The 23,583-nt window shown below is 70.5% G+C and carries 23 protein-coding genes; 1 reads left to right on the plus strand and 22 read right to left on the minus strand.

The window, feature by feature from the left end; translation table 11 throughout:
• The first annotated feature begins 65 nt into the window (after positions 1–65).
• Positions 66–1,850, plus strand: coding sequence for a DEAD/DEAH box helicase (locus tag K8638_RS04390; protein ID WP_223753129.1), 1,785 nt, complete (start codon positions 66–68; stop codon positions 1,848–1,850).
• Positions 1,851–1,969: 119 nt separating this feature from the next.
• Here the strand turns inward: K8638_RS04390 and K8638_RS04395 are convergent, their stop codons facing one another.
• The 22 genes from K8638_RS04395 to K8638_RS04500 form a co-directional block, all read right to left on the minus strand.
• Complete coding sequence (locus K8638_RS04395) at positions 1,970–3,409, minus strand: serine/threonine-protein kinase (protein WP_223753130.1); 1,440 nt, start codon at positions 3,407–3,409, stop codon at positions 1,970–1,972.
• 1,186 nt (positions 3,410–4,595) lie between these two features.
• Positions 4,596–5,048, minus strand: a complete 453-nt coding sequence (locus K8638_RS04400; protein WP_223753131.1) for an excinuclease ATPase subunit — start codon at positions 5,046–5,048, stop codon at positions 4,596–4,598.
• 12 nt (positions 5,049–5,060) lie between these two features.
• Positions 5,061–6,275 carry a beta-ketoacyl-ACP synthase gene (locus K8638_RS04405; RefSeq protein WP_255662384.1) on the minus strand — a complete coding sequence of 405 codons (1,215 nt, stop codon included), beginning with the start codon at positions 6,273–6,275 and terminating at the stop codon, positions 5,061–5,063.
• A 20-nt stretch (positions 6,276–6,295) separates the two neighbouring features.
• Positions 6,296–7,027, minus strand: a complete 732-nt coding sequence (fabG, locus tag K8638_RS04410) for a 3-oxoacyl-ACP reductase FabG (RefSeq protein WP_223753133.1) — start codon at positions 7,025–7,027, stop codon at positions 6,296–6,298.
• Positions 7,020–7,484, minus strand: coding sequence for a hotdog family protein (locus K8638_RS04415; protein WP_223753134.1), 465 nt, complete (start codon positions 7,482–7,484; stop codon positions 7,020–7,022). Before K8638_RS04415 ends, fabG begins: the two co-directional genes overlap by 8 nt.
• Complete coding sequence (locus K8638_RS04420; protein ID WP_223753135.1) at positions 7,484–8,665, minus strand: beta-ketoacyl-ACP synthase; 1,182 nt, start codon at positions 8,663–8,665, stop codon at positions 7,484–7,486. The genes K8638_RS04415 and K8638_RS04420 overlap by 1 nt, the downstream gene beginning before the upstream one ends.
• Positions 8,666–8,673: 8 nt before the next feature.
• Positions 8,674–9,240, minus strand: coding sequence for a DUF3261 domain-containing protein (locus K8638_RS04425; RefSeq protein ID WP_223753136.1), 567 nt, complete (start codon positions 9,238–9,240; stop codon positions 8,674–8,676).
• Positions 9,228–10,460 carry an NAD(P)/FAD-dependent oxidoreductase gene (locus K8638_RS04430; RefSeq protein WP_223753137.1) on the minus strand — a complete coding sequence of 411 codons (1,233 nt, stop codon included), beginning with the start codon at positions 10,458–10,460 and terminating at the stop codon, positions 9,228–9,230. The genes K8638_RS04425 and K8638_RS04430 overlap by 13 nt, the downstream gene beginning before the upstream one ends.
• Positions 10,457–12,757: an MMPL family transporter gene (locus tag K8638_RS04435; RefSeq protein WP_223753138.1), complete on the minus strand. Its 2,301-nt coding sequence runs from the start codon at positions 12,755–12,757 to the stop codon at positions 10,457–10,459. Before K8638_RS04435 ends, K8638_RS04430 begins: the two co-directional genes overlap by 4 nt.
• Entirely contained in the window at positions 12,747–13,355 is a 609-nt protein-coding gene (locus K8638_RS04440; RefSeq protein ID WP_223753139.1) for an outer membrane lipoprotein carrier protein LolA, read from the minus strand. Before K8638_RS04440 ends, K8638_RS04435 begins: the two co-directional genes overlap by 11 nt.
• Positions 13,352–13,771 carry a thioesterase family protein gene (locus K8638_RS04445; RefSeq protein ID WP_223753140.1) on the minus strand — a complete coding sequence of 140 codons (420 nt, stop codon included), beginning with the start codon at positions 13,769–13,771 and terminating at the stop codon, positions 13,352–13,354. Before K8638_RS04445 ends, K8638_RS04440 begins: the two co-directional genes overlap by 4 nt.
• Positions 13,761–15,317 (minus strand): histidine ammonia-lyase, encoded by a 1,557-nt coding sequence (gene hutH / locus K8638_RS04450; RefSeq protein WP_223753141.1) that lies wholly within the window; start codon positions 15,315–15,317, stop codon positions 13,761–13,763. Before hutH ends, K8638_RS04445 begins: the two co-directional genes overlap by 11 nt.
• Positions 15,292–16,242 carry an acyltransferase gene (locus K8638_RS04455; RefSeq protein ID WP_223753142.1) on the minus strand — a complete coding sequence of 317 codons (951 nt, stop codon included), beginning with the start codon at positions 16,240–16,242 and terminating at the stop codon, positions 15,292–15,294. Before K8638_RS04455 ends, hutH begins: the two co-directional genes overlap by 26 nt.
• On the minus strand, positions 16,239–16,961 hold the full coding sequence (locus K8638_RS04460) for a glycosyltransferase family 2 protein (RefSeq protein WP_370643909.1): 723 nt from the start codon (positions 16,959–16,961) through the stop codon (positions 16,239–16,241). Before K8638_RS04460 ends, K8638_RS04455 begins: the two co-directional genes overlap by 4 nt.
• Positions 16,962–16,972: 11 nt before the next feature.
• A complete protein-coding gene (locus K8638_RS04465; protein WP_223753144.1) occupies positions 16,973–18,673 on the minus strand; it encodes an AMP-binding protein in 1,701 nt (566 codons plus the stop codon).
• On the minus strand, positions 18,666–19,217 hold the full coding sequence (locus tag K8638_RS04470; protein ID WP_223753145.1) for a hypothetical protein: 552 nt from the start codon (positions 19,215–19,217) through the stop codon (positions 18,666–18,668). Before K8638_RS04470 ends, K8638_RS04465 begins: the two co-directional genes overlap by 8 nt.
• Positions 19,214–19,471 (minus strand): acyl carrier protein, encoded by a 258-nt coding sequence (locus K8638_RS04475; protein WP_223753146.1) that lies wholly within the window; start codon positions 19,469–19,471, stop codon positions 19,214–19,216. Before K8638_RS04475 ends, K8638_RS04470 begins: the two co-directional genes overlap by 4 nt.
• A gap of 27 nt (positions 19,472–19,498) precedes the next feature.
• On the minus strand, positions 19,499–19,759 hold the full coding sequence (locus K8638_RS04480) for a phosphopantetheine-binding protein (protein ID WP_223753147.1): 261 nt from the start codon (positions 19,757–19,759) through the stop codon (positions 19,499–19,501).
• Complete coding sequence (locus tag K8638_RS04485; RefSeq protein WP_223753148.1) at positions 19,746–20,525, minus strand: 1-acyl-sn-glycerol-3-phosphate acyltransferase; 780 nt, start codon at positions 20,523–20,525, stop codon at positions 19,746–19,748. Before K8638_RS04485 ends, K8638_RS04480 begins: the two co-directional genes overlap by 14 nt.
• Positions 20,518–21,249, minus strand: coding sequence for a beta-ketoacyl synthase chain length factor (locus K8638_RS04490; RefSeq protein WP_223753149.1), 732 nt, complete (start codon positions 21,247–21,249; stop codon positions 20,518–20,520). Before K8638_RS04490 ends, K8638_RS04485 begins: the two co-directional genes overlap by 8 nt.
• Before the next feature lie 509 nt (positions 21,250–21,758).
• Positions 21,759–22,664: a DKNYY domain-containing protein gene (locus K8638_RS04495; protein WP_223753408.1), complete on the minus strand. Its 906-nt coding sequence runs from the start codon at positions 22,662–22,664 to the stop codon at positions 21,759–21,761.
• 6 nt (positions 22,665–22,670) lie between these two features.
• Complete coding sequence (locus tag K8638_RS04500; protein WP_223753150.1) at positions 22,671–23,192, minus strand: DKNYY domain-containing protein; 522 nt, start codon at positions 23,190–23,192, stop codon at positions 22,671–22,673.
• Between the last annotated feature and the right edge of the window lie 391 nt (positions 23,193–23,583).

Here is a 23,583-nt window from a genome sequence, read left to right on the forward strand (position 1 = left end):
GGCGGCTGGCACACTGTGCCTACGCGGGAAAGACGGAAATCGGCTCCCAAAGGACTCCTGGACGCATGGCGACCCTCATCCCCTCGCTCAGCCAGTGTCTGCGGCGCATGCAGGCCGGGGAGAAGCGCTTTGCCCGGCAGCTCGAGGAGAAGCTCGAGGCGGACTACCTGCTCTGGTACGACGTCCCCATCGGAGCCACGGGGCACCATCCCGACTTCCTCGTGCTGCATCCCCGGCGCGGACTGCTGGTGCTCGAGGTGAAGGACTGGAAGGCGGACACGCTCGTCTCCATCGACAAGAGCCGGGCCGTCATCCACACGGCGAGCGGGCCGAAGGAGACGGTGAACCCGTTCGAGCAGGCCCGGGGCTATGCGCACGACATCGTCACACTGCTCGAACGGGACGCCGCGCTGGTCCGCATCGGAGGGGCGCATCGTGGCCGGCTCGCGTTCCCGTGGAGCTACGGCGTGGTGCTCACCCACATCACCCGTGCCCAGTTCAACGCGGCGGAGCTCGGCCACGCCATCCCTCCCAGCCGGGTGCTCTGCAAGGACGAGCTCGCGGAGAGCATGACGGCGGAGGCCTTCCAGGAGCTGCTGTGGGCCATGTTCCCCTGGGTACCGGACGCGCCGCTCTCCATGCCGCAGGTCGACCGCATCCGCTGGCACATCTTCCCCGAGGTGCGCATCGGCGGCTCGCAGTTGGATTTGTTCGCCAGGCAGGACACCGTGGAGGTGATGCCGGACCTCATCCGTGTGATGGACCTGCAGCAGGAGCAGCTGGCGCGCAGCCTCGGTGAGGGGCACCGGGTGATTCACGGCGTGGCGGGCTCGGGCAAGACGATGATTCTGGGGTACCGCTGCCAGTACCTGGCCCGGCTGCTCCAGAAGCCCATCCTCGTCCTCTGCTTCAATCGCACCCTGAGCGGATTCCTCCAGCAGTTGCTCGAGGCCCGGGGCCTGACCCACCAGGTGTCGGTGCGCACCTTCCACGGCTGGTGTCACGACCAGCTGCGCCTCTACCACGCGGGACTCCCCGCGTCCGGCCTCCCGCCGGGCGAGTATGCGGAGCAGCTCGCGCAGCGGGTGATTCTGGCGGTGGACCGCGGCCTCATCCCGCGCGGCCAGTACGGCGCGGTGCTCATCGACGAGGGGCACGACTTCCAGCCCGAGTGGCTCAAGCTCGTCACCCAGATGGTCTCTCCCGAGACGAGCTCGCTGCTGGTGCTCTACGACGACGCGCAATCCATCTACCGCCGCAGGCACTTCAGCTTCCGCAGCGTCGGCATCCAGGCCCAGGGACGCACCACCATCCTGCGCCTCAACTACCGCAACACGGCGGAGATTCTCGAGTTCGCCGCGGGCTTCGCCGAGGAGCTGCTGACGCCCGAAGAGGCCGAGGAGGACGGTGTTCCGCTCCTGCGCCCCCAGGCCGCGGGTCGCCGCGGGCCGCGCCCCCAGGTCGTCCAGTTGCCCTCGCTCGGAGCGGAGCTGGACTACGTCGCGGGCCACCTCCAGCAGCTCCATGACGAGGGCCATGCCTGGCGGGACATGGCACTCCTCTACCGAGGGGGCTCCCTGGGGGAGACGGCCGCTCGGCGGCTCCAGAAGGCCGCCATCCCATGTCAGCTCGTGGGCAAGCGAGCAGGGCATGTGCCCCTCGACACCCGCGCGGACAGCGTGAAGGTGCTGACCTTCCACTCGTGCAAGGGGCTCGAGTTCCCCGTCGTCGCGATTCCGCGCCTGAAGAGGCCCACGCCGGGCGCCGAGGAGGCCAGGGACGAGGCACGGCTGCTCTACGTGGCGATGACGCGGGCCATCGACCGGCTCGTGCTCACCACCAGCGGCTGAGGGGGCGCCGCTCCGGGGCAAGGCCGGCCATTGGGTTCCACGGAGCGCTGCATCCACCCGTCCGCGCCGCGCTCAGAGAAGCAAACCCCGACGCGGAGGGCCGACGCGGGACGAACCCGCTACCGGTGGTCAGGGGGCCCCATGGGACTCGACATGGGAGGGCGCGCGCGTGGGAGGGCGGGCGTATAGCAACCGCCCTGGTACACGTAGCCGTCTTCCTTGTCACAGTCCTTCAGGGCCACGTTCAGCTTGATCCAGCAGCCTCCATGGATGGGCACGTGCAGCTCCCCGGGGCAGCGGCCGCTGGCATCTGGCCGCCTTTGTCCTGGGAGGGGCTTGGGAGGGAGCTCCACGGCAGGGCTTGACCAGGCCGAGGGCGCCTGCGTGGGAGCCGCCGGAGCCGTCAGGGCCGAGTCTCCGACAGCCACCGCGCCGCCATCCTTTGCCTCCACGCGCAAAGCGAGCGGCTCCACCGGGGACTCCTCCCCGAGCCACACGCCCAATGCTCCTCCGGCCCCGAATGCGAGTGTCCCTCCCACGCTGACCGCCATGAGCCAGGGCCGCCAGCCTTGTCCTGTCGCCCGGGGCGCGACGCGCCGTGGGGGAGAGGCCCGCAGCCGCACGGCACGAGGTGCAGCCCAGGCGAAGAGAGGCACATCCGCCTCCGGGCCCGCGGCGCGCGCGGCCGCCTCCAGGGCTTCGGCCAGCTCGCGGGCGCTGCCGCGCGCCTCGGGCTTCACGGAGAGCATCCGGGAGATGAGGGCGCTGAGCTCGGGGCAACAGCGGTCGTTGAGGTCTCTCGCGGGCCGGGCGCCGGAGCCCTCGTGGTACCAGGGGCGCGATTCCTCCAGCTCCGGGTCCGTGGAGGGAGGGTACTGCTCGGTGAGGAGGCGGTAGGAGGTGACGCCCAGGGCGAAGACGTCGTCGGCAGGCCCGGCGGGGTAGGGCGGCGCGGAGTCGGGGTTGGCGCGGAGGACGTAGCGCCAGGCCTCGGGGGCGCGGTAGGCGGGAGTGCCGGGAGGGAACAGCTGCCAGGTGAGCGTGGAGGCGCCGAGGAAGTGGCCGGCACCGAAGTCGATGAGGAAGGGCTGGGCGTCGGAGGAGCGCACCAGCACATTGCCCCCCTTGAAGTCGCGGTGAACGCCTCCTGCGGCGTGGGTGGCCGCCAGCGCCCGTGCGAGGCTGGCGAGCAACTGGAGCACCTGCCGTGAGGAGGGCGGTTGCCGTCGAGCCCATTCGTAGAGGGGCACGCCTTCGATGAGCTCCATGGCGAGGTAGGGGTGGGGAGTGCCCGAAGGGGCCAGCCAGTCACCGGCGTCGAGAAGGCGAGGGACGGCTGGGTGGCGGACGCGGGAGAGCAGCTCCGCCTCACGGCCGAAGCGCTCGTCCCGAGGGAAGAGGGCGAGCTTGAGCGCGACGAGGCCCGAGGCGGGCGGCTCCACGCCGGTGGCGCGGTAGACGGCGCCATACGCCCCCCGGCCTTGCAGGCCCACGACGCGCCACGGCCCCACCCGTGTCCCTGGGGGGAGGACTGCCGGGTTCAGGTTGCCAGTCTCCATGTGCCGCCTCGCGAGGGGGGAATGCGCTCCGCTTCACCCGTGGGCAGCCTATCCGCGTCCCGAAAGGCGGAGGCGGTGACGGCAGAGTGGCTGGCCGTGCGGAAGCTGAGCGAAATGTGACCGGTCTGCGCTCGAGCCTCACTCGGGCGTACCCGGCTCCGGGGAGGCAGCGGGGAGTGGTGCCGGGGAAAGGAGGGCTGGAGGCGGAGTGGCGGACGCTGGCGGAGGAGAATGCGGTGGTGTTGGCCCAGGCGTTCCGGTCTCTGTTTCCGCACGCGGAGCGGCAGGGGGCGGTGGTGGCTCGGGCAAAGGCGGGCTTGGGAGTGGCGGTGAGGCCGCAGGCAGGTCCCCTCGCGGTGGCGGGGCCTTCTCCACCACCTCGCCTTGAGGGGTGACTGCATACACATAGTCCCAGTCGAGAACGCGCCCCACCGGACCGCCGCACCGATCAAAGCGTTCCTCAAGCACTACGTAATACAAGCCTGGTGTCGGGCCCGTGAAGACGGCGACATCCAGTCCCTGCTCAGGACTGGCGCATCCCCAGAAGAGCCTCGGGAAGGGGTTGGTTCTCACCAGTTCGCGAACGGCGGCCGCCGCGGCGAGTGCGGCCCCCGCTTCTGTGAGGGGGACGATGCTCTTGACCGCATGCTCATCCTGCTCGGTCTCCGGCCACTTCACTGTTCCCTTCCAGGAGGCGGCGGGCCTCACGCAACCAGACAGCATCGCCGCGAGCGCAGCAAGCGTGCACACCTTGCTCATCTCTCTCCTCCGTCTGCCCAGCCTTCCCATGCCGGGGGCCTACTCGCGCAACAGTTGCAGAGCGCCATCGCGACATTGGGGTAGGCGCTTGCGACGAGGGTTGGTTTCACTTGGGGCGCACATACCAAGAGTGACCCAACGGGCCCTGGCATTGCTCCATTGTTGGACCTCTCCCGTGGGAAAGTATCGCAGGAAGAGGCGGCTACCGTCCTGTCGCTCCGCCACCAGCGCCGAGGCCATCTCAATGGCCATGTTCTTGTAGAGGGCCGGAGCGGGATTGCCTGGATACAGGCGGACTTCCGCCATGGCTACAAGGGGTTTGAACGCGTCCGTGGGCCATGCTCTGAGATCACCAGAGGAAGGCGTCGCTGCGCAGGGATGATTGTGGACGTATCCTACAACCCATACCTGAGAGGGAGGGTAGTCATCACTTCGAAGCGTTCTTCTCCGGAACCTTCGCGTACGTGCCCTTGAGGGCCACGCCGATGACGAAGGAGCCGGCATGGCACTCGACCTCGGTGGCGCTCTTGACCTCGTTCTTCTTGTAGTAGCTGGCGATGTCCACCACGGCATTGGCGCCGCGCTTCTTCGCGCTCTGCTCCAGGGCAATCAGCGCCGAGAGGGTCGCCCACTTGCAGCCCACCTCGTCCGACTTGCCCATGCCGTTGGTCTTCTTGTTGGTGACGTCGCTGCCCAGGTCCTCGAGGACCTTCGGCGTCTTCTGGCCGGCCAGGTAGAACTTCACCGAGCCATCCAGCTTGGACTTCGCCTCGGGCATCTTGAGCACGTCAGCGAGTTTGATCCGGACCACGGTATCGCGGGCCATGGCCGGGCTGGAGAGGGTGAGCGCGAGCAGGGCCAGGGTCATTGCCTTCTTCATCGTGTTCCTCGGTCACTCCCACCGGCGGAAGACCAACGACGTGTTGATGCCGCCGAAGGCGAAGTTATTACTCATGACGATGTCGGTCTGAATCCTTCGACCTTCACCCGTGATGTAGTCCAGGGGCCCGCAGTGGGGATCCACCGTCTCGCGCTCCAGGTGGAGCGTCGGGGCGAACCAGCCGGAGCGCATCATCTCGATGCTCATCCACGCCTCCAGCGCCCCGCAGGCGCCCAGCGTGTGGCCCATGTAGCTCTTGAGCGAGGAGATGGGCATCCGCTCGCCGAAGACGAGATTCGTCGCCGTGGTCTCCGCGATGTCCCCGTGCTCCGTCGCCGTGCCGTGGGCATTCACGTACCCGACGGCCGAGGGCGCCACCCCCGCGTCCTCCAGGGCCAGCCGCATGGCCTGGGCCATGGTCTCCGCGTGGGGCTGGGTGATGTGGCGCCCGTCGCTGTTCGTCCCGTAGCCGATGAGCTCGGCGTGAATCCTCGCGCCGCGAGCCCGGGCGTGCTCCAGCTCCTCCAGCACCAGGGTGCAGGCGCCTTCCCCCAGCACCAGTCCGTCCCGCTGCGCGTGGAAGGGCTTCGGCGTCAGCTCCGGCGTCTCGTTGTGCTTCGTGCTGGTGGCGAACAGGGTGTCGAACACGGCGGCCCCGGTGGCGTCGAGCTCCTCGGCGCCTCCCGCGAGCATGGCCACCTGCCGCCCCAGCTTGATGGCCTCGTAGGCGTAGCCGATGCCCTGGCTCCCCGAGGTGCACGCGCTGGAGGTGGTGATGATGCGCCCCGTGACACCGAAGAAGACGCCGATGTTCACCGCGGCCGTGTGGGACATCATCCGCACGTAGGTCGTGGCGGTGATGCCCTCGGTGGTCTTCTCGGTAATCATCCGGCCGAAGTCGCCCATGTTGGCCGGCGTGCCCGCGGACGAGCCGTAGGAGATTCCCATCCTCCCGCTCTTCACCAGCGGGTCGCCCAGGAGCCCGGCGTCGCTGAGCGCGAGCTCGCTGGCGCGCGTCGCCAGCAGGGCCACCCGGCCCATGCCCCGCATCGTCTTGCGGGAGTACGTCTGGGGCGGCAGCTCGAAGGGCGCCGCGGGAGCACCCACCTGGGTATTCAGCCCGTCGTACTGCTTCCACTCCTCCATTACCTGCACGGCATTGCGGCGCGACTTCAGCCGCGCCTCCACCGTCGGCCAGTCATGGCCAAGCGGGCTGAGGGCTCCCATGCCGGTCACCACCACACGCCTCATCCGAACAACCCTCCATTCACCGAGATGACCTGCCGGGTGATGTAGCCGGCGTCCTCGCTCATCAGGAAGCTGACCGCGGCGGCCACCTCCTCGGGCTTGCCCATGCGCTTCGCCGGAATCAGCTTCAGCGCCTCCTCCGCGACTTCTGGCTCCACCATCTCCGTGTCGATGAGCCCGGGGGCCACGCAGTTGACGGTAATGCCCCGGCTGGCCAGCTCCACCGCCAGTGCCTTGGTCGCGCCGATGATGCCGGCCTTCGCCGCGCTGTAGTTCACCTGTCCCCGGTTCCCGGTGATGCCGGACACCGAGGAGAGCGTGACGATGCGCCCCGGCTTGCGCCGCCGGACCAGCGGCATGCAGAGCGGATTGAGCACGTTGTAGAAGGCGTCGAGGTTGGTGTGGATGACCGCGTCCCAATCCTCGGGCGGCATGGCGGGGAAGGCGTTGTCCCGGGCAATGCCCGCGTTGCACACCACGCCGTAATAGCAGCCGTGCGCCTCGACGTCGGCGAGCAGCGCCTGCTCCGTCGCGGCGCGGTCCGCCACGTCGAACCGCAGCACGCGGGCGCTCCGTCCCAGCTCGCGAATCCGTGCGGCCACGGCCTCCGCCTGCTCCACCTGGCCACGGCAGTGCACCACGACGTCGAAGCCGTCGCGCGCCAGGCGCAGCGCGATGGCGCGGCCGATGCCACGGCTCGAGCCCGTCACCAGTACCGTCTTCTCACTCATCCGTGCTCACCTTCATCTCTTCGCCTGGGACTGGCGGCTCGAACACCGTCAGCGCGGCCGTGGCCACCGTGTCGCCGCCAATCCCGATGGTGCAGTCGAACTGGCTCATCCCGGTGTCCGACCAGAACTGCCGATGGACCTCGACGCGCAGCAGTTCTCCGGCCTTGAACGTGGGCCGGCTGCACTCGTATCGGCGGGTGCCGAGCAGGTAGCCCACCTTCAGCGGCTGTCCACGAAGCCGCTGCTGCCAGCCGGCCCAGGCGCCGATGGCCTGCGCCATGAACTCGATTCCCACCCAGCCGCCGACGCCGTCCGTCTCGTGGAAGAGGCAGTCCTCGCGGATGGTTACTTCGGCCACCAGTCCCTCCATGTCGCCCTCCACCGCCCGGTCGAGCAGGCGCATGCGGTCGGTGTGCGGGAGGAGGTCGGCGATGTCGAAGGTGATGGGCGTGCGCATCAGGCGCTCCCCAGGATGAGGGCGGCATTGCTGCCGCCGAAGGCGAACGAATTGCTCAGGACATGGCGGAGGGGACGCCCCAGGGACTGGCCCGGCTTCACCAGCGACAGCGCCGGGAGGGAGGGGTCCGGCTCACCATCCCACCAGTGCGGAGGCAGTACGCCTCGCGGGTTGTCCGTCAGGGTGAGCCAGCAGAGCGCGGCCTCGAGGGCCCCCGCGGCGCCCAGCGTGTGGCCGGTGAGCGGCTTGGTCGAGCTGCACGGCACGCCTTCTCCCAGCAGCGCCTGCACGGCCCGGCTCTCCATGGCGTCATTGTGGGGCGTCGCGGTGCCGTGCAGGTTGACGTAGTCCACGTCGGAGGGGGCAAGGCCCGCGCGCTCCAGCGCGGCCTTCATGGCGGCCAGCGCTCCCCGGCCGCCGGGCTCGGGGGCGGAGAGGTGGTGGGCGTCCGAGGACTCGCCCCAGCCCTCCAGCCGCACCGGCCCCGGCTCCCGTGTCATCAGGAACAGGGCCGCGGCCTCGCCGATGTTGATGCCGCGGCGATTCACGCTCATCGGGTTGCAGCGTGCCTCGCTCACCGAGTCGAGCGAGGTGAAGCCGGCCACGGTGAAGCGGCACAGCGAGTCGGCGCCGCCGGTGATGACCGCGTCGGCCACGCCCGCCCGCAGCAGCCGCGCGGCGCTGGCCAGGGCCTTGGCGCTGGAGGAGCACGCGGTGGAGATGACGTGTGACGGGCCCGACACGCCCAGCACGTGATTCAGCGCCAGGGCCGGTGAGCCCAGCTCCTGCTGCCGGACGTCGAAGTGCGCGGGGAGCTGCCCCGTCGCCACGTGCGCGGCGATGGCGTCCTGGCTCTCACCGATGCCCGACGTGCTGGTGCCCAGGACGATGGCCACGCGCTCCGGGCCGTAGCGCTGGAGGGCGGCGTCGACGGCGGGGCGGAGCTCCTCCAGCGCGGTGAGCAGGAGCGCGTTGTTCCGGCTGCGCAGCGGCACGGGGAGCCCGGACGTGTCGGCGAGCGGCGCGGTGACGTGTCCCACGTGCAGCGTCCGCTCGGCGAAGTCCACGCTCGGGGCCACGCCCGTGGGCCTGTCGCCGAAGAGGGCCTGGGTCACCTCTCGCTTGCCGGTGCCCATGGCGCAGACGAGGCCGAGCTGGTTCAGGAAGACGGGCGGAGTCATGGATGCGCTCACTCCTCGGTGGGCTGCGACTCGATGGTCAGCCGGTAGTGCTCCGCGAGGTTGACCAGCTCCGCGCGCCCCACCCAGCGGGGCTCGCCACCATAACGCACCGACAGCCACTCCCGGCCCGCTTGAAGCAGGGCGCGGCGGCCGGGCTCCTCCTCCAGCGTCCAGCCCGGGGGAAGCGCGGCGCGGACCGCCCCGGCCGGCCAGTAGACGAGCTGGATGTCCCGGAGGACCTGCCGCGACTGGAACTGCGCGGGCAGCCGCGCGTCGCGCTGCTCGTCCAGCGTCGTCCCGTCCCACTGCATCGTGAAGACCCGTTGCCCCAGCGCGAAGCCCGCCAGGCGCAGCGCCGACGCGTCGACCTCCAGCAGGGCCTCCAGGGAGCGGGGCCCGCCCGGGTCGGCCTCGTGGGCGAAGCTCAGGCGCTGCGACAGGCCCACCGAGGCCCCCAGGGCCGCCGGTGGCAGTCCGAGCGGGGGCAGGGACACCTCCGGCGCCGCCGGGCGCGGACGCGCGGCGGCACAGGCGGTGAGCCAGAGCAGGGCGAGGGTGGGAATCAGGCGGCGCACAGTTTCTCGAGCACTCCGAGCCGGCGCTTGCTGTCGGCCACGTAGGGGTTGTTCGTGTCCCAGGCGTAGCCCGCGAGGATGGAGGAAATCATCCGGCGGACCTCCGGGGACGCGTTCGGGTGGAAGATGACGTCCTGGAAGCCGCCGGCATACCAGGACTCGACGAAGGTGCGGAACGTGTCCACGCCGGCCTTGAGCGGCACCGCGTATTCGCGCTCCCAGTCCACGGCCTGGCCGGCGAAGGCGCGGCCGATGCAGGACGCGGCGAGGCTCGCCGACTTGACGGCGATGGTGACGCCCGAGGAGAAGACCGGGTCCAGGAACTCGCCGGCATTGCCCAGCAGCGCGAAGCCCGGGCCCCACAGCGACTTCACGTTCGCGGAGTAGCCGAGGATGGAGCGCGCCGGCGTGTCCCAGACCGCGTCCTTCAGCAGGGTGGACAGCGTCGGGTCCTCCGCGACGATGGCCCGCAGGCGCTCGGTCTCCGTTCCCTGGTACTGCTCGAGGAACTCGGTCTTCGCCACCACGCCCAGCGAGCAGCGGCCGTTGGAGAACGGGATGGTCCAGTACCACACGTGCACGTGCTTGGGGTGCACGGTGACGCGAATCTTCTGGCGGTCGAAGCCGCTGCCTGGCGGAATCCGGTCCTCCACGTGGGTGAAGAGGGCGCCGCGCACCGGGAAGTCGGACGGCGTCTCGAGCTGGAGCAGCCGGGGCAGGACGCGGCCGAAGCCGCTGGCATCCAGCAGGAAGCGGGCGCGGACGCGGTACGTCTCGCCTTCGGGCGAGCGCACCGTCACCTCCGGCTGCGCGCCCGTGGTGTCGACCGCCTCCACCACGTGGCGGTAGCGCACGGTGGCGCCCATGCGCTCCGCGGCGCGGGCCAGCACGTGGTCGAAGTGGGCGCGCTGCACCTGGTAGGTGGTGCCCCAGCCCGGCGAGAACTTCTCCCGGAAGTCGAAGTCCGTGTACTGGTCGCCGCGCCCGAAGGCCGCGCCGTTCTTGAACTGGAAGCCGGCCTCGACGACGTCGCGGAGCATGCCGGCCTCCTCGATGTACTCCATGCTCTGCGGCAGCAGGCTCTCGCCGATGGAGAAGCGGGGGAACTGCTCGCGCTCGAGAATCAACACGTCCCGGCCCTGCTTGCGCAGGAGCCCCGCCGCCACGGAGCCCGAGGGGCCCGCGCCGATGATGAGGATTTCCGTCTGCTCGACTTTCACGACACCACGTCCTTGCCCGGAGGCAGTCTGAAGCAGGGGGTGAGGAGCCAGATGACCACCTCGCCCACCAGCATGGTGAGTCCGAAGGAGCGCAGGGCCGGCGTGGCCGAGAGCCCCAGGAGCCCGAAGGAGAGGAGGGTGCTCACGCCGGCCAGGGCCACCGCGAGCCATGCGGAGCCCTCTCCCGGGTGCTCCAACATGAAGATTCCGTAGTCCACGCCCATCCCCAGCAGGAGCACCAGGCCCAGCACGCTGAAGAGCTGCAGCGGCTCGCCCGTCCAGCCGAAGACGGCCAGGGTGATGAGCGTCCCCAGCACGGAGGGCACCCAGGCCCGCCAGGCCTCGCGCCGGAAACGGGCCACCAGCGTCAGCAGCACCGCGAGGTAGCCCAGGCCCAGCAGTCCACCCATCAGCCGCCGGTAGCGCTCCAGCAGCCGCGAGATTTCCTGTGTCTTGTCCACCCAGCGCACCCCCTCCAGCCCGCGCGCGGCGTCCGCGAGCCGTGGGAGCACCGACGGGTCATTCAGCCCCCGCAGCATGACGACGCTGTAGTGCTTCGTTCCGAGCTGCCCCAGCCACTGCTGCCGGATGGCCTGCGCCGCGGGGCTGGAGAGGAATCGCGCGGGGGTGAGCACGTCCGTGGCGAAGCGGGCCCGGGCGGGCGCCTCTCCGGTGGCGGCGGCGACGGCGGCCACGGCCCGGGCCTCCGCGCGGGCGCTCAGCTCCGCGTCCGCGAGCTGCTGTGCCGCCGTGGGCAGCCAGTCCGACATGGCGCGGTAGCCGGTGAAGACCTTGTCCGCGACGAGCGGCTCCAGCCGGGCCTTCAGCTCCACCTCCCGCGCGAGGACCTGCTCCTCGCTCTCGCCTCCGACGAGGAAGAACTGGGCCGGGCTGGGCAGGCCCAGCAGCCGTCCCAGCTCGCGCTGGTCCGCGATGAGGTTCGCGGGGGCCCCCTGGAGCTGGCGCACGTCATCGCGTGACTGAAGACGCCAGAGTCCTCCCGCGACGGCCACGGCGAGCACCGCCGCCGCCAGCCACCACCGCTTCGTGGAGGAGAAGCGGGGCCAGCGGAGGAGCGACGCGGAGACGCGCGTGGCGAACGCCGTCACCGGCAGGGCGCCGGTGTCCAGGCGGGGGAACCAGCAGACCACCGTGAGGAAGGCGCCCAGGAGCCCCGCGGCGGAGAACACCGCCATCTGCCGGAGCCCCGGGAAGGGCGCCATCCCCAGCGCGAGGTACGCCACCACGCTGGTGAGGAGCGCCAGCGCCATGCCCGGCAGCAGGCCCCGCATCAGCGGCCCTCGCTCCTCGGGAGGCTTCCCCTGGCGAGCGGCGAAGTAGTGGAAGCCATAGTCCTCGGCCACGCCGACGAGGCTCGAGCCGAACACCAGGGTGAGCAGGTGGACGCGCTCGAAGAGCAGGGCCGTGACGCTCAACGCCACGGCGCAGCCGAGCACCAGCGAGACGCCCACCAGCGCGATGGGCCTCAGTGAGCGGAAGGTGAGCCAGACGAGCAGCAGCACGGCCAGGAGGGAGCCGAGCCCGATGGTGGACATCTCCTGGCTGGCCTGCGCGGCGGCGGCCTCCGCGTACAGCGGTACGCCCGCGGCCACCATGCGGCCACCGGGCACCGCCGCCGTCACGGCGGCCCGGGCACGCTCCACGGCGGAGGTGATGCGCGCGTCGGCGCCCAGGGCGAAGGCGGAGACCTGGCTGTGCCAGGTCAACAGCACCCACTCGCGCCCCTCGCCGGACAGCCAGAGCCGCCCGTCATGAGGCCGCGCCTGGCTCTCGGCGGCCCGGGCCGCCCACCAGTCGGGCCACAGGCCCAGCGGGTCCGCGTCCCAGTCGGTCAGCCTGGGGCCGGCGGGCTGGTACAGCTTCATCAGGGCGGTGCCCCCCAGCTCGTCGGCGCTCGCCCGCGAGAGCCAGTCGCGCTGGGCCGGCGTCAGCAGCCTGTCCCGATAGGGGCGGTAGAATTCAACCGCCTTCTCCAGCGCGGAGGCATCCACGACGGAGGGGGCCAGGAGGGCGGTGTCCCTCGACAGCTCCGCCGTGACGACGTCCGCCGCGCGCTGGGCCGACGCCCAGTCCGGAGCGCCCACCAGCATCACCAGCTCCCGCCCCGCGCCATCCGTGAGCCTGCGCGTGGCGGCGTCCACCTCGGGGGCCTGCTCGTCCTCGGGCAGCAGCGCCAGGACGTCCGTGTCCAGGCGCGCCGAGCGCCAGAACAGGACCTGGTGCACGCCCACGGCGAGCACCACCAACGTCCAGAGGATGGCCAGCCTACTTCGCAAGGCGCTTCGCTTCCGTGTCGCTGAGCGGTGGGGCCTTCGCCAGCTTGTCGAACTGAATCACGCTCGAGTCCCCCCGGGTCTCCTCGAGCCGCACGCTGCGCACGAACCGGTCGCCTTCCAGCCGGATGCTCCGGAAGACGCGCGCGAGCCCCGCGTCCGTCGGTGTGAGCGCCAGCTTCCAGCCGTCCGCGCCCACCAGCTCGCCCTCGACGCGGAAGCGCGTGGAGAGCGTGGCCACGTCACCGGAGAGCAGCGCGAACAGCAGCGCGTTCATCGCGGCCAGGGCCGGCTCGCGGCTCGCATCCAGGTGGTAGGCCGCGCCGCCCGCCCCCTGCTCCGCGCTCAGCGACGTGCGGGTCAGCGTGAGCGTGGACGCGAAGGGCACCCGGGTGTCCCAGAGGACGCCCTTCTCCCGGGACAGGACGAAGCCGCCGCGGGAGACGAGCGGCTTCTTGAAGCCGGCCACGGTCTTCTTCTGCTCGAACTCGCCGCGGAGGAGCGGGGCATCCTCCAGCCGGGCGCGGACCCCCGCCACCAGGTCGCTGGCGCCGGCCGTCATTCCCAACAGCATGCCCACGAGGAGGACCAGGCGCTTCATTCGGGCCTCACTCCCAGCCGCTCCCAGAGCACCGGAGGGCAGACGAACTGCAGCTCCCGGGTGGCCAGCGACACGGCGACCTGGATGGTATGGGCCTGATTCAGCCGGTTGCCGGTGGCGGCGTCGCGGATGAGGTAGTCGATGCGCAGGCGGTTCTCCCACTCGGTGATTTCCGCGCGCACCTTCACCTTCTGGCCGAAGACCACCGGCTGCACGTACTTCAGCCGCATGTCCACCACGGGCCACGCGTAGCCGGACGCCCGCATCTGCGGGTAGTCGTAGTCGAACCGCGACAGCAGCGCGCAGCGGGCCAGCTCCAGGTACTTCACGTAGTGGCCATGCCAGACGACCTCCATCAGGTCGAGGTCATGGAAGGCCGGGGTCAGCTCGATTTCATGGCTGAGGTCAGGCTTCATAGAGCTTCCAGTCACGCCCGCGGATGGCCACGAGCAGGCCGTGCAGCTCGCGGTCCAGCGCGCGGTCCTCCTCCACCAGGGGGATTCGCTTCTCGAGGTCCGCCTGCATCGACGCGAGCGTGGGCGCCAGATTCAAGCCTTCGTTGACGCGGCGGCGCAGGGAGATTCCCTGGCGCGCCGCGATGAGCATGGCCGCCACCACCTGCTCGGACAGCTCCAGCACCCGCAGGCAGTCGCGCGCCGCGATGGTGCCCATGCTCACCTTGTCCTGGTTGTGGCACTCCGTGGAGCGGGAGAACACGGACGCCGGCATCGTCTGCTTGAGCGCCTCGGCGGTCCACGCGGAGACGCTGATTTGCAGCGCCTTGAGGCCGTGGTTGATGGCCGCGCGCGGGCCCGTCGCACCGGAGAGGTTGGCCGGCAGCCCATGGTTGAAGCGGGTGTCGACGAGCAACGCCAGCTGCCGGTCCAGCAGGTCCGCCACGTTGGCCACGGCGTTCTTCAGGCCATCCATCGCGAAGGCGATGTGCCCGCCGTAGAAGTGCCCGCCGTGCAGCACGCGCTCGCTGTCGGGGTCGATGAGCGGGTTGTCGTTGGCGCTGTTCAGCTCGTTTTCAATCAGCGTGCGGAAGAAGGGGAGCGCGTCCTCGAGCACGCCAATCACGTGGGGCGCGCAGCGCAGCGAGTAGCGGTCCTGCAGCCGCTGGTCGTTGCGGCTGGGCCGGTCCGCCGAGAGGTCCACCCGCAGGCGCGCCGCCACGCGCTGCTGGCCCACGTGGGGCTTCACCGCGAACAGCGCCTCGTCGAAGTGGTGCGCGTTGCCGGCGCTGGCCACCACGTTGAAGGCGGTGAGCCGCGTGGCCAGACGGCACAGGTACTCGGCGCGCTCCCACGCGAGGCAGGCCAGGGCGGTCATCACGGCCGTCCCGTTCATGATGGCCAGCCCCTCCTTGGGACGCAGGCGCAGGGGCTTGATTCCGAGCTGTGCCAGGACCTCCGCCGCGGCGCGCCGCTCGCCGCGGTACCAGACCTCGCGCTCGCCGCAGAGCACCGCCGCCACGTAGGACAGCGGAGTCAGGTCGCCGCTGGCCCCCACCGAGCCCTCGGCGGGGATGAGCGGAAGGACGTCGTGCCGGAGCAGGAGCTCCAGCTGCGTGAGCAGCCCCAGCCCCACGCCCGAAACGCCCTGGGCCAGCGAGGCCAGCCGCGTCGCCAGCACCGCGCGCGTCTCCTCGGGCGTGAGGAACCGGCCCGCTCCGCAGCCATGGTACGTGTAGAGGTGGTGCGGCAGCTCGGGGATGAGCTCGGGGGGAATCGTGACGGTGCACGAGTCTCCGTAGCCGGTGGTCACCCCATAGATGACGCCATCCTCGGCGAGCAGCCGGTCGAGGAACTCCGCGCCCCGGGTGATTCGCTGTCGGAAGTCCGCGGACGCACCCAGCTCGGCGCCGCGCTCGCGGCGCGCCAGGGCGCCTACGTCCTCGATGGTGAGCCGGCTTCCGTCGAAGCAGACCGCACGCTCACTCTTGATGCCCGGCGGAGACATTTGCCTGTGCCTGATCCCAGAAGGGGAAGAAGTTGAACCAGTCGAACGGCGAGCGCCTCAGCAGCGCGGTCAGCCGGTCGGCATACTGACGGGCGTACCCGGTCAGGGCCGCCACGCGCTTCCCCCGCGGAAGCTCGACGCGCTCGGCCAGACACTCGAAGTGGATGGTGTAGCCGGGGCCCTCGTGGATGCACCCCAGCAGGAACAGCGGACACTTGAACAGCCCCGCCAGCACGTACGGGCCCACGGGGAAGGGGGCGGCGTGGCCCAGGAAGTCCACGCTCACCGTCTGGCTGGAGTGCACGGGGACGCGGTCCCCGGCAATCACCACGAACTCTCCGGCGGAGACGCGCTCCTGCAACGCCACCGCCGTCGCCGGCCCCATGTCCGTGACTTCCAGCAGCCGGAAGTCGCTGTCCGGGTTGAGCCGCTTGAGCAGGCGGTTGAACTGCTCGGCGTGCCGGGTGTGCACGAGGATGGTGAGCTTCACCTCCCCGCGCCGCTCGGCCATGGCGCGGCACAGCTCCAGGCAGCCCAGGTGCGCGGTGACGATGATGCCGCCCCTGCCGGACTTCGCCGCCTCGTAGAACTGCTCCCGTCCCTCGGTGCGGACCTGCTCGAAGCGGTAGCGCCCGCTGACGGCCAGGAGCTTGTCGAGCATCGTCTCCGCGAACGTCATCATGTGGCGCAGGCTGTCGCGCCGTCCCGGGCGCCGGCCCAGCACCCCGGTGGTCTGCTCCACCCGTGCCAGGTACTGGAGCGAGGCGTCACGGACCAGCGGGCGGGCCAGCCAGTGCACGAAGACGACGGGGTACAGGCAGAGACGGAACGGCCAGCGGCCCAGCAGCCGGTGAATCCAGTAGAGCAGCCAGATGCCGAGGACGAAGGTGCTCTCGCCCACCTCCGCCCAGTGCCGCGCCTTCATGCCGCCACCTTGCGCCAGAGCAGCAGCGGCAGCCGCGCCAGCATCCCGAAGAAGAGGCGGGCGTGCATGCCGGAGATGCGCACGTTGTCCCAGAGCACGTCGAAGTGGGAGACGCCGTCGGTGGGGTAGCGCACCCGGGTGGGCTGGTTGACGATGCCCATCCCCCGCCAGAACAGGCGCACCACCACCTCCACGTCGAAGTCCATCCGCTTGCCAATCCGCACCGAGTCGATGAGCGCGAGGGTGGGCGCGAGCGGATAGACGCGGAAGCCGCACATCGAGTCGCGGATGGCGAAGGACAGCGTGTTGATCCACACCCAGATGTGCGTCGCGTAGCGGCCGTACAGCCGGCCCTTGGGCACCGACTCGTCGTAGATGGGGGTGCCGCAGATGAGCTTCTCGGGAGCCCCGGCCGCCAGCTCCAGGAACCGGGGGATGTCGCCGGTGTCGTGCTGTCCGTCGGCGTCAATCTGCAGCGCGTGGCTGAAGCCCGCCGCCCGCGCCGCGCGGAAGCCGGCCATCATCGCGCCGCCCTTGCCCTCGTTCTGGGGGAGGCGGACGAGCTGGATGCCGGCGCTGTCCTTCGCGGCCAGCGCGTCCAGCACCCCGGCGCAGCCCGGCTCGCTGCCGTCATCCACCAGCACGCAGGGCAGCCCGTGGGAGCGCACGGCGTTCACCACCGCGCCCACGGCCTCGCCGTGGTTGTAGACCGGAATCACCGCGCAGACCTTCATCCGTGGACCCCGCCGAACACGATGCGGCCGCTCGCGTGGGCGCCGGCCTCGGAGGTGAGCTTGAATTGGAGGCTCGCCTTCGCCTCCGTCCAGGTGAGCTCCAGCGTCAGGTGCGTGTCGGGCAGGATGAGCTGCTGGAACTTCACCGCCTCCATCCGGAGGAAGTCGGGCGGCAGGGGGAAGAGCTCGCGGCCGAGCCGGATGACCCACTCCAGCTGCGTCACCCCGGGCAGGATGGGCCTTCCAGGGAAGTGGCCCTTGAAGTAGGGCGAGCTCGCGGGGGCCTCCAGGGCCAGCAGGGCGCGCTCGGTGGTGCGCTCGAGCACGCGCAGCGGCGGCCTGCGGGAGTCGAAGAGGGTGGCCAGCGCTGCTTCGGTCGTCTTGCCTTGGCTGTTGACGGGCATCGCCTCCAGATACCGGAACCGGCGCGGGAGCACACCCGGTTCGAACCGCCGGGAGAGCTGCTCGCGGAGGGCCTGATTCAGGGCGCGCTTTCCCCCGCCGGCGAGCAGCGCCTGGCCGGCGTCCTCCGGCACGGCCACCACCGCCAGCGTCAGCCGTGGGCCGTCCGCGAGCGGCAGCACCCGGGCCTCGCGAAGCAGCCCGCCCTCGAGCAGCGTCCGCTCCATGGCGCTCAGGGACACGCGCTTCTCCTCGAGCTTCAGGAGGCGGTCCTTCCGCCCCAGCAGCTCGAAGCCCTCCGGCAGGAGCCGGACGCGGTCCTCGGTCTGGAACCAGCCGCCCTCGGGCAGCCCCACATGTGGTGAGCGGACGGCCAGCGCCTCGTCCTCGGTGCGCACCTCGACGCCGGGCATCACCCGCCAGGCCAGCGCGTCGTCCTGCGTGCGCTGGCGCCAGGCGACCCCGCCGGTCTCCGAGCTGCCGTACACTTCGACGGGCGCCTGGCCGAGCAGGGCGCGGCAGTCGTGCAGCGCCTCGGTGGACAACGGCCCTCCCGACGAGAACACCGCGCGCAGGTTGCCGCGGACGCCCGCCCAGTCCAGGGACTCCGGAAGACGCTTGAGGTGGGCGGGGCTGGCAATCAGCGCGGCGGGTCCCTCCTTCAGCGCGGCCTGGATGTCCTCCGGGTAGGGCAGGCTCCTCGCCAGGAACGGCCGGCCCGCCGTCAGCGGCCAGAGCACCCGGAACAGCAGCCCGTAGATGTGCTGGTGCGACACGGTGGCGATGACGCGGGCGTCGCCGAGCCGCGTGTCGAAGAGGCCGGCCAGCGTCGCGGCCTCGCGGGTCATCTGCGCCAGTTGCTTGGGAATGGCGGTGGGCTCGCCGCTGGAGCCCGAGGTGTAGACCACCAGCGCCCGCGCCTCCGATTCGAGCGGCCGCCATCCGCCCCTGGCGCCTTCCCCGGGCGACAGCGGCGCGTACTGCGCGGGGACCTTCCCGGCGAAACCATCCACCTCGCCGCGCAGCCGCTCCAGCGTCGCGGGCTGGGCGTCGGAGGACAGATAGACGCACCGGCCCGCGTGCCACGCGCCGAGCAGCGCGGCGGCGAACTCGAAGGTGTCCTCCAGGAAGAGGGCCTGGCGCAGGCCCGGCTGACGCTCGAAGGCCGCGCGCCAGCCGGCGGCCCGCGCCTCGAAGGCGGCGAAGTCCAGGGACTGGCCGTCCCGCACCGCCACCGGATGCGCGGCGGGCCTTCCCCGCGTCAGGAGCTGCTCGAGTCCGATGCGCTCAACCATGGGCGTGGCTCGCCCTCACACGTCGACGCACCACCCACTCCCCCGCGAAGAGCAGGCCCATCAACCCGTAGGAGAGGAGCCCGTTGTACAGCGCCCACGTGGCGTCGCTGGCCCACAGCGCCGTGGCCAGGGCCATGCCGCCGTTGAACACGAAGAACCCACACCACACCTGTGTCACCCGGCGCGTGTAGGCCACCCCCGACGGGGGCAGCTCCGGCTCGCGCAGCCGTGCCAGGCGCTCGATGACGCTGGGCGGCCAGGCGAGGCTGGTGGCGAAGACCGTGAGCAACATCGTGTTCACCAGGACGGGGTAGAGCTTCAGCGGCAGGGCGTGGTTGCCGAGCATGCTGGCCGCCGCGAGGACGAGCGCGCCGGCGGCGGCGGCCAGCCAGACCCGCTCGCGCGTGGCCACGGCCCGCACCACGGCCATGCCCGCCAGGGGCAGTGCCATCCAGCGGGGCTCGAACCGGCCCAGCCCGTAGTAGACCAGCAGCGGGTAGGCGAGGCTCAGCAGGCCGAGCAGCGCCGGACGCAGCCGCTTCACGCCGCCACGGAGTCGTCGAGGAGACCGTGCAGGGCGTCGACGACGTCCTGGATGGTGCGGACGGACTTGAAGACCTCGGGCGGCAGGCGCTTGCCCGTCACCGGCTTCAGCTTCACGAGCAGGTCGACGGCGTCGATGCTGTCGATGTCGAGGTCGTCACGGAGCCGGGCCTCGGGGGTGATTCGCGAGGGCTCGATGTCGAAGGTCTCCTGCAGGAGCTTGCTCAGGTTCTCGAATAGCTGGTTCTTGGTCATGTTCATTCCCCCTCGGGTGGATGGTGTTCAGGACTTGCGGTGGGCGCTCACGAAGCCCGCGAGGGCACGCACGCTGGCGAAATGGCGGCGGTTCTCCTTCGAATCGCTCGCGAGGACGACGCCGTAGGTCTTCTGCAGCGCCAGGCCCAGCTCCAGGGCGTCGATGGAGTCGAGCCCGAGCCCCTCGACGAACAGCGGGGCGGCCGGGTCGATGTCGTCCGGTTGGATGTCCTCGAGGTTCAGCGTCTCGATGACCAGCTTCTTGATTTCCTGCTCAAGCGCCTGCATGGCGTTGCGTCTCCGTGGAAAAGTAGTCGTGCAAATGCGTGGTGAGCTGACGGGCGGCGAGCGCCTCGGTGCCGGCTTCGCGCAGCAGCGGCGCCACGGGGATGTCGTCGCGGACCACGATGGTGAAGTTCATGGGCGCTGGCGGCACCCGCCACCAGGGCGTCCCCTTGGTGAGGCCGATCGGCTCGCAGCGGATGGTGACAGGGGTGATGTCGCACGGCCCGCGCACCGCGATGTTGGCGGCGCCGCGCTGCAGCTTCATCGGGCCGTTCACCGGCGTGCGGGTGCCCTCGGGGAAGATGATGAGGTTGTTGCCCGCCTTCACCGAGCGGATGCAGTCCTGGACGAGCCCTGGACCGGAGTCGTTGCAGAGGTAGCCGGTGGCCTCGATGGGGCCGCGGGTGAAGGGGTTGTTGGCCAGACTCGCCTTGACCACGCAGTCGGCGTTGGGCACCAGCGAGATGAGGAAGACGACGTCGATCAACGTCGGGTGGTTGGCGAGGATGAGCAGCCCGGGCCGGGCCAGCTTCTCCACGCCCTCGACGCGGTACGTCAGCACGCCGAGGATGCGCATCCACTCGACGAAGACGCGGAACGTGTGGTGCACCGCGAGGCGCGCCAGCCGCGTGCGCCGGGCCCTGTCCCTGACGAAGAGCTGCAGCAGGGGGAAGTAGAGCAGCCGGAGCCCGAGCCCGCCCAGCCCGAACGTAGAGAAGGCAATCCCGGTGGCCAGTATCCGCCACCCGCGCTCGAGCTTCCTAAGCATGGTGCTGCCACCGCCAGAGCCGGGGACCGACGTGGTGCTCGAAGCGCTCCGCGCCGCTGACGAGGAAGCGCAGCACGGCGAATTCCTCGGGCAGCGCGTCCTCCGCCGGGGTGTCCGGCGCGCCCGTCGAGGCATGACACGTGAGGCTGTAGCCGGAAGCGCCGTCGGAGGCCCTGAGGCGGCAGGCCCAGGCGTGAGGCACCGTTGCCGGCGCGGGGAAGTGCTGGAAGGGCGGGGGGAGGGGCTCGTCGTAGACGACCACCATCACCTCCGGTGCCCCCTCCGACAGCAGACCGCACGCCTCGACGAAGGCGGCCTCGACCGTCTCCGCGCCCGCCGCCACGGCGCTGTAGGCCGAGGTGTCGCCCCGGGCGATGGAGTACAGCGCGCCGATGGCGTTGTGCACGGACATGCTGAAGGACGTGGGGGACAGCGGCGTGGACCGGGCCAGCTGGTCCAACAGGTCCACCGAGCGGCCGACGTCCCCGTAGCGCGAGGCGAAAACGACAGGGCACGGCGGAGCACTCCCCTGGCACCGGTATGCCGCCTGCAGCGCGATCCGCCCCAGGCGGTCCACGCGGCGGCGCATCATCGCCGGCATCTCGGTCAGGGGCGGGGTGCCCTCGGCCGGAAGCGGATGGGGTCGCGAGAGCCAGGCCTTCCAGGCGTCTGGCCCGTCAAGCCCGGGAGCCCACGCGGCCCAGTGGTGGACAGAAAAAACCATCGTGATGTCGAGGGAATGCGGACGATGCCAGCGGTCCCTCTACCAAAGCATCCTATACGAGACAATTGGCTCCCCATGCGGAGTCGCAGGGTGTGCGCCTGGGCGGGCGCCCCTGGGGAGCGAGGCCGCGCTTTCGCCGGGCGCGGATGGCCGGTGGAGAGGTCTGTCGGGGAGATCCGGTAGCGCGGGTTCTGCGGGGAGGTGGACAGGGGTGAGTGCCGCCCCCTCCCCGGACGTGGGCCGTCCCGCGGCGGGGGCGGGGTCCGGCCGGGCGGACGTGGCGCTCCCAGGATGTCAGGGGGCTTGTTCTTCTCGCAATGCCCCGAGTCCCTTCGGCCCCGTGGGAGAGGGAGGCAGGCGGCCCTGGGGGAGAGGTGAGGGGCCGCGTGTTGCTCGGCTGAGGAGGGGGCGGGGGAGCGGGCGGAGGCGCACCCCCACCATCGCCATGGGGGGCACCCCTGTCTCCGGCCCCGCCTCGCGCGCGCCTTGCTCCAGGCCTCGGCACGTCTTCATGTCGAGCCCAGCAACTGCCCTTGGTAGAACCCGTGGTGCGCGTCGCGCGCGTAGCCGTCTCGAAGCACTTCGAAGGTCGCGCGCTCGGCCTCCAGCTCCTGGTGGCCCCAGTGCAGGACGCCATTTACCAGCAGGTATCCTTCGCCCAGGACCTCGAGCGCCCCATTCACACCCAGCGTGATGGGCGCGAAGCCGTACGAGAGCGACCAGACGTGGGTGGCATCGCGTGCCAGGTCTTGCCCGGAGAGAATCTCGAACGTCTCCACATCAGCACCGCCGAGGCGGTTCATGCCGTGGTAGACCGCTTCGCCGTCGGTGGCGCACCCTCCGCCCAGCGTTCGAAAGGCGGCGGGGGCGATGGCGGCAAGCGTCTGGCTGAAGAAGAAGACACGTTGCGCGTCGCGCGCGTACCCATCCGAGAGCACCTCGAAGGTGCGAACGTCGGCGTCTCGCAGCGGATGACGGCCGGAGTAGACGCGCTGCGCGTCCCTCGCGAACCCCTGGCCCAGGGGCTCGAAGCTGGGCGCGTCGGCCTCCAGCACATGACAGTCGCTGAAATAAAGCACCTGGCTGCCGTCCGTGCCGAAGTGCGCGCCGAGCGCCCGGAGCCGGGCCGGGGAGAGCGCGTTCAAGCGCTGCCGTTGTTCGTCGGAGACGTATCCCCGTGGCTGCTGGAAGGATGACGCGCCCAGGTAGAGGCGGAGACGGTCCTTGCCGTACCCGCCATGCGGTTGCTTGGAGGAGTGTTCGTAGCGATCGACGTAGTCACCCGGCAGGACCTCGAAGCTGACGACGTCAACGCCGGTGATGAGCTGGTTCCGGCAGAACAGCCGGGTGCCATCGGTTGCGTACACGTCGCTCAGGACGCGCACGTCCTCGGCGCTCAGGCCCTCGAGGTCCAGCCCCTGTCAGAAGACGCGCCGCCCATCGGTGGCGTGAAAGCGGCCGATGGCGCGAAAGCGCGCGGCGTCGGCTTCGGGCAGTGCGCCACCCCGGGGTTCATACGAAGGCATCTTGAGACTCTCGGTGGCCAGTTCGTAGAAGTATGCGCGTTTCGCATCGCGGGCGAAGCCGTGGCCGAGTGACTGAAATGACGCGGGGTCGGCGCCTGCGATGACCTTGCCGTGGAAGTACACCAACACTTCGTCGGCGGCGTACCCATGCCCCAAGCTGCGCAAGGCACCCAAGGGCCGCACTTCGGCCCTGGCATATCCGCCCCCGAGGAGTGCGAACGTCGACGGCACCACGCCGTGCAACTCACCGTGGAACCAGATGCGCCGGTCATCGGTGAACGCCCCGTCACCGAGAGATCTGAATCGTGCGCTATCCACTCCTGGCAGCGCAGCGCCGCCGAGGAACACGGTCCTCGCGTCGCGCGAGAATGCCGCGGAGAACGCCGTGAACGACGCGGGGTCGGCCCCCGGCAGCACTTCGTACCTCGACCAGTCGGATCGGCGCCTTCGACAGGCTGCGAGCAATAAAAGACGGTGTGCCCATCGTGGCCGTAGCGCCCATCGAGGGCCACGAAATCTCCAACCCTCCCGGTTTCGAGGACGTTGGGCTCGCCTTGAATGAACCAGAACACCCGGTCCCGGTCGCGCGCGAAGTAGGGCTCCAGGGCTCCGGGGGAGGGCGTGAGCACCCGGAAGGTCGCGGCGTCGATGTCGTCGAGGCGGGTGGTGCCAGCGTAGATGTACCGGCCGTCGGTGACCAACCCCGGCGCGAGCAGACGGGCCTGCTTGACGTCGAATCCCTCGACGCCCTCTCCCTCGAAGAGCAGTTCGTCGCCGCGCACCGCGTACTGCTTGTCGAGGAGTTGAA

Origin of the sequence: Myxococcus sp. RHSTA-1-4 (assembly GCF_020037125.1) — a bacterium.
GTDB lineage: Bacteria > Myxococcota > Myxococcia > Myxococcales > Myxococcaceae > Myxococcus.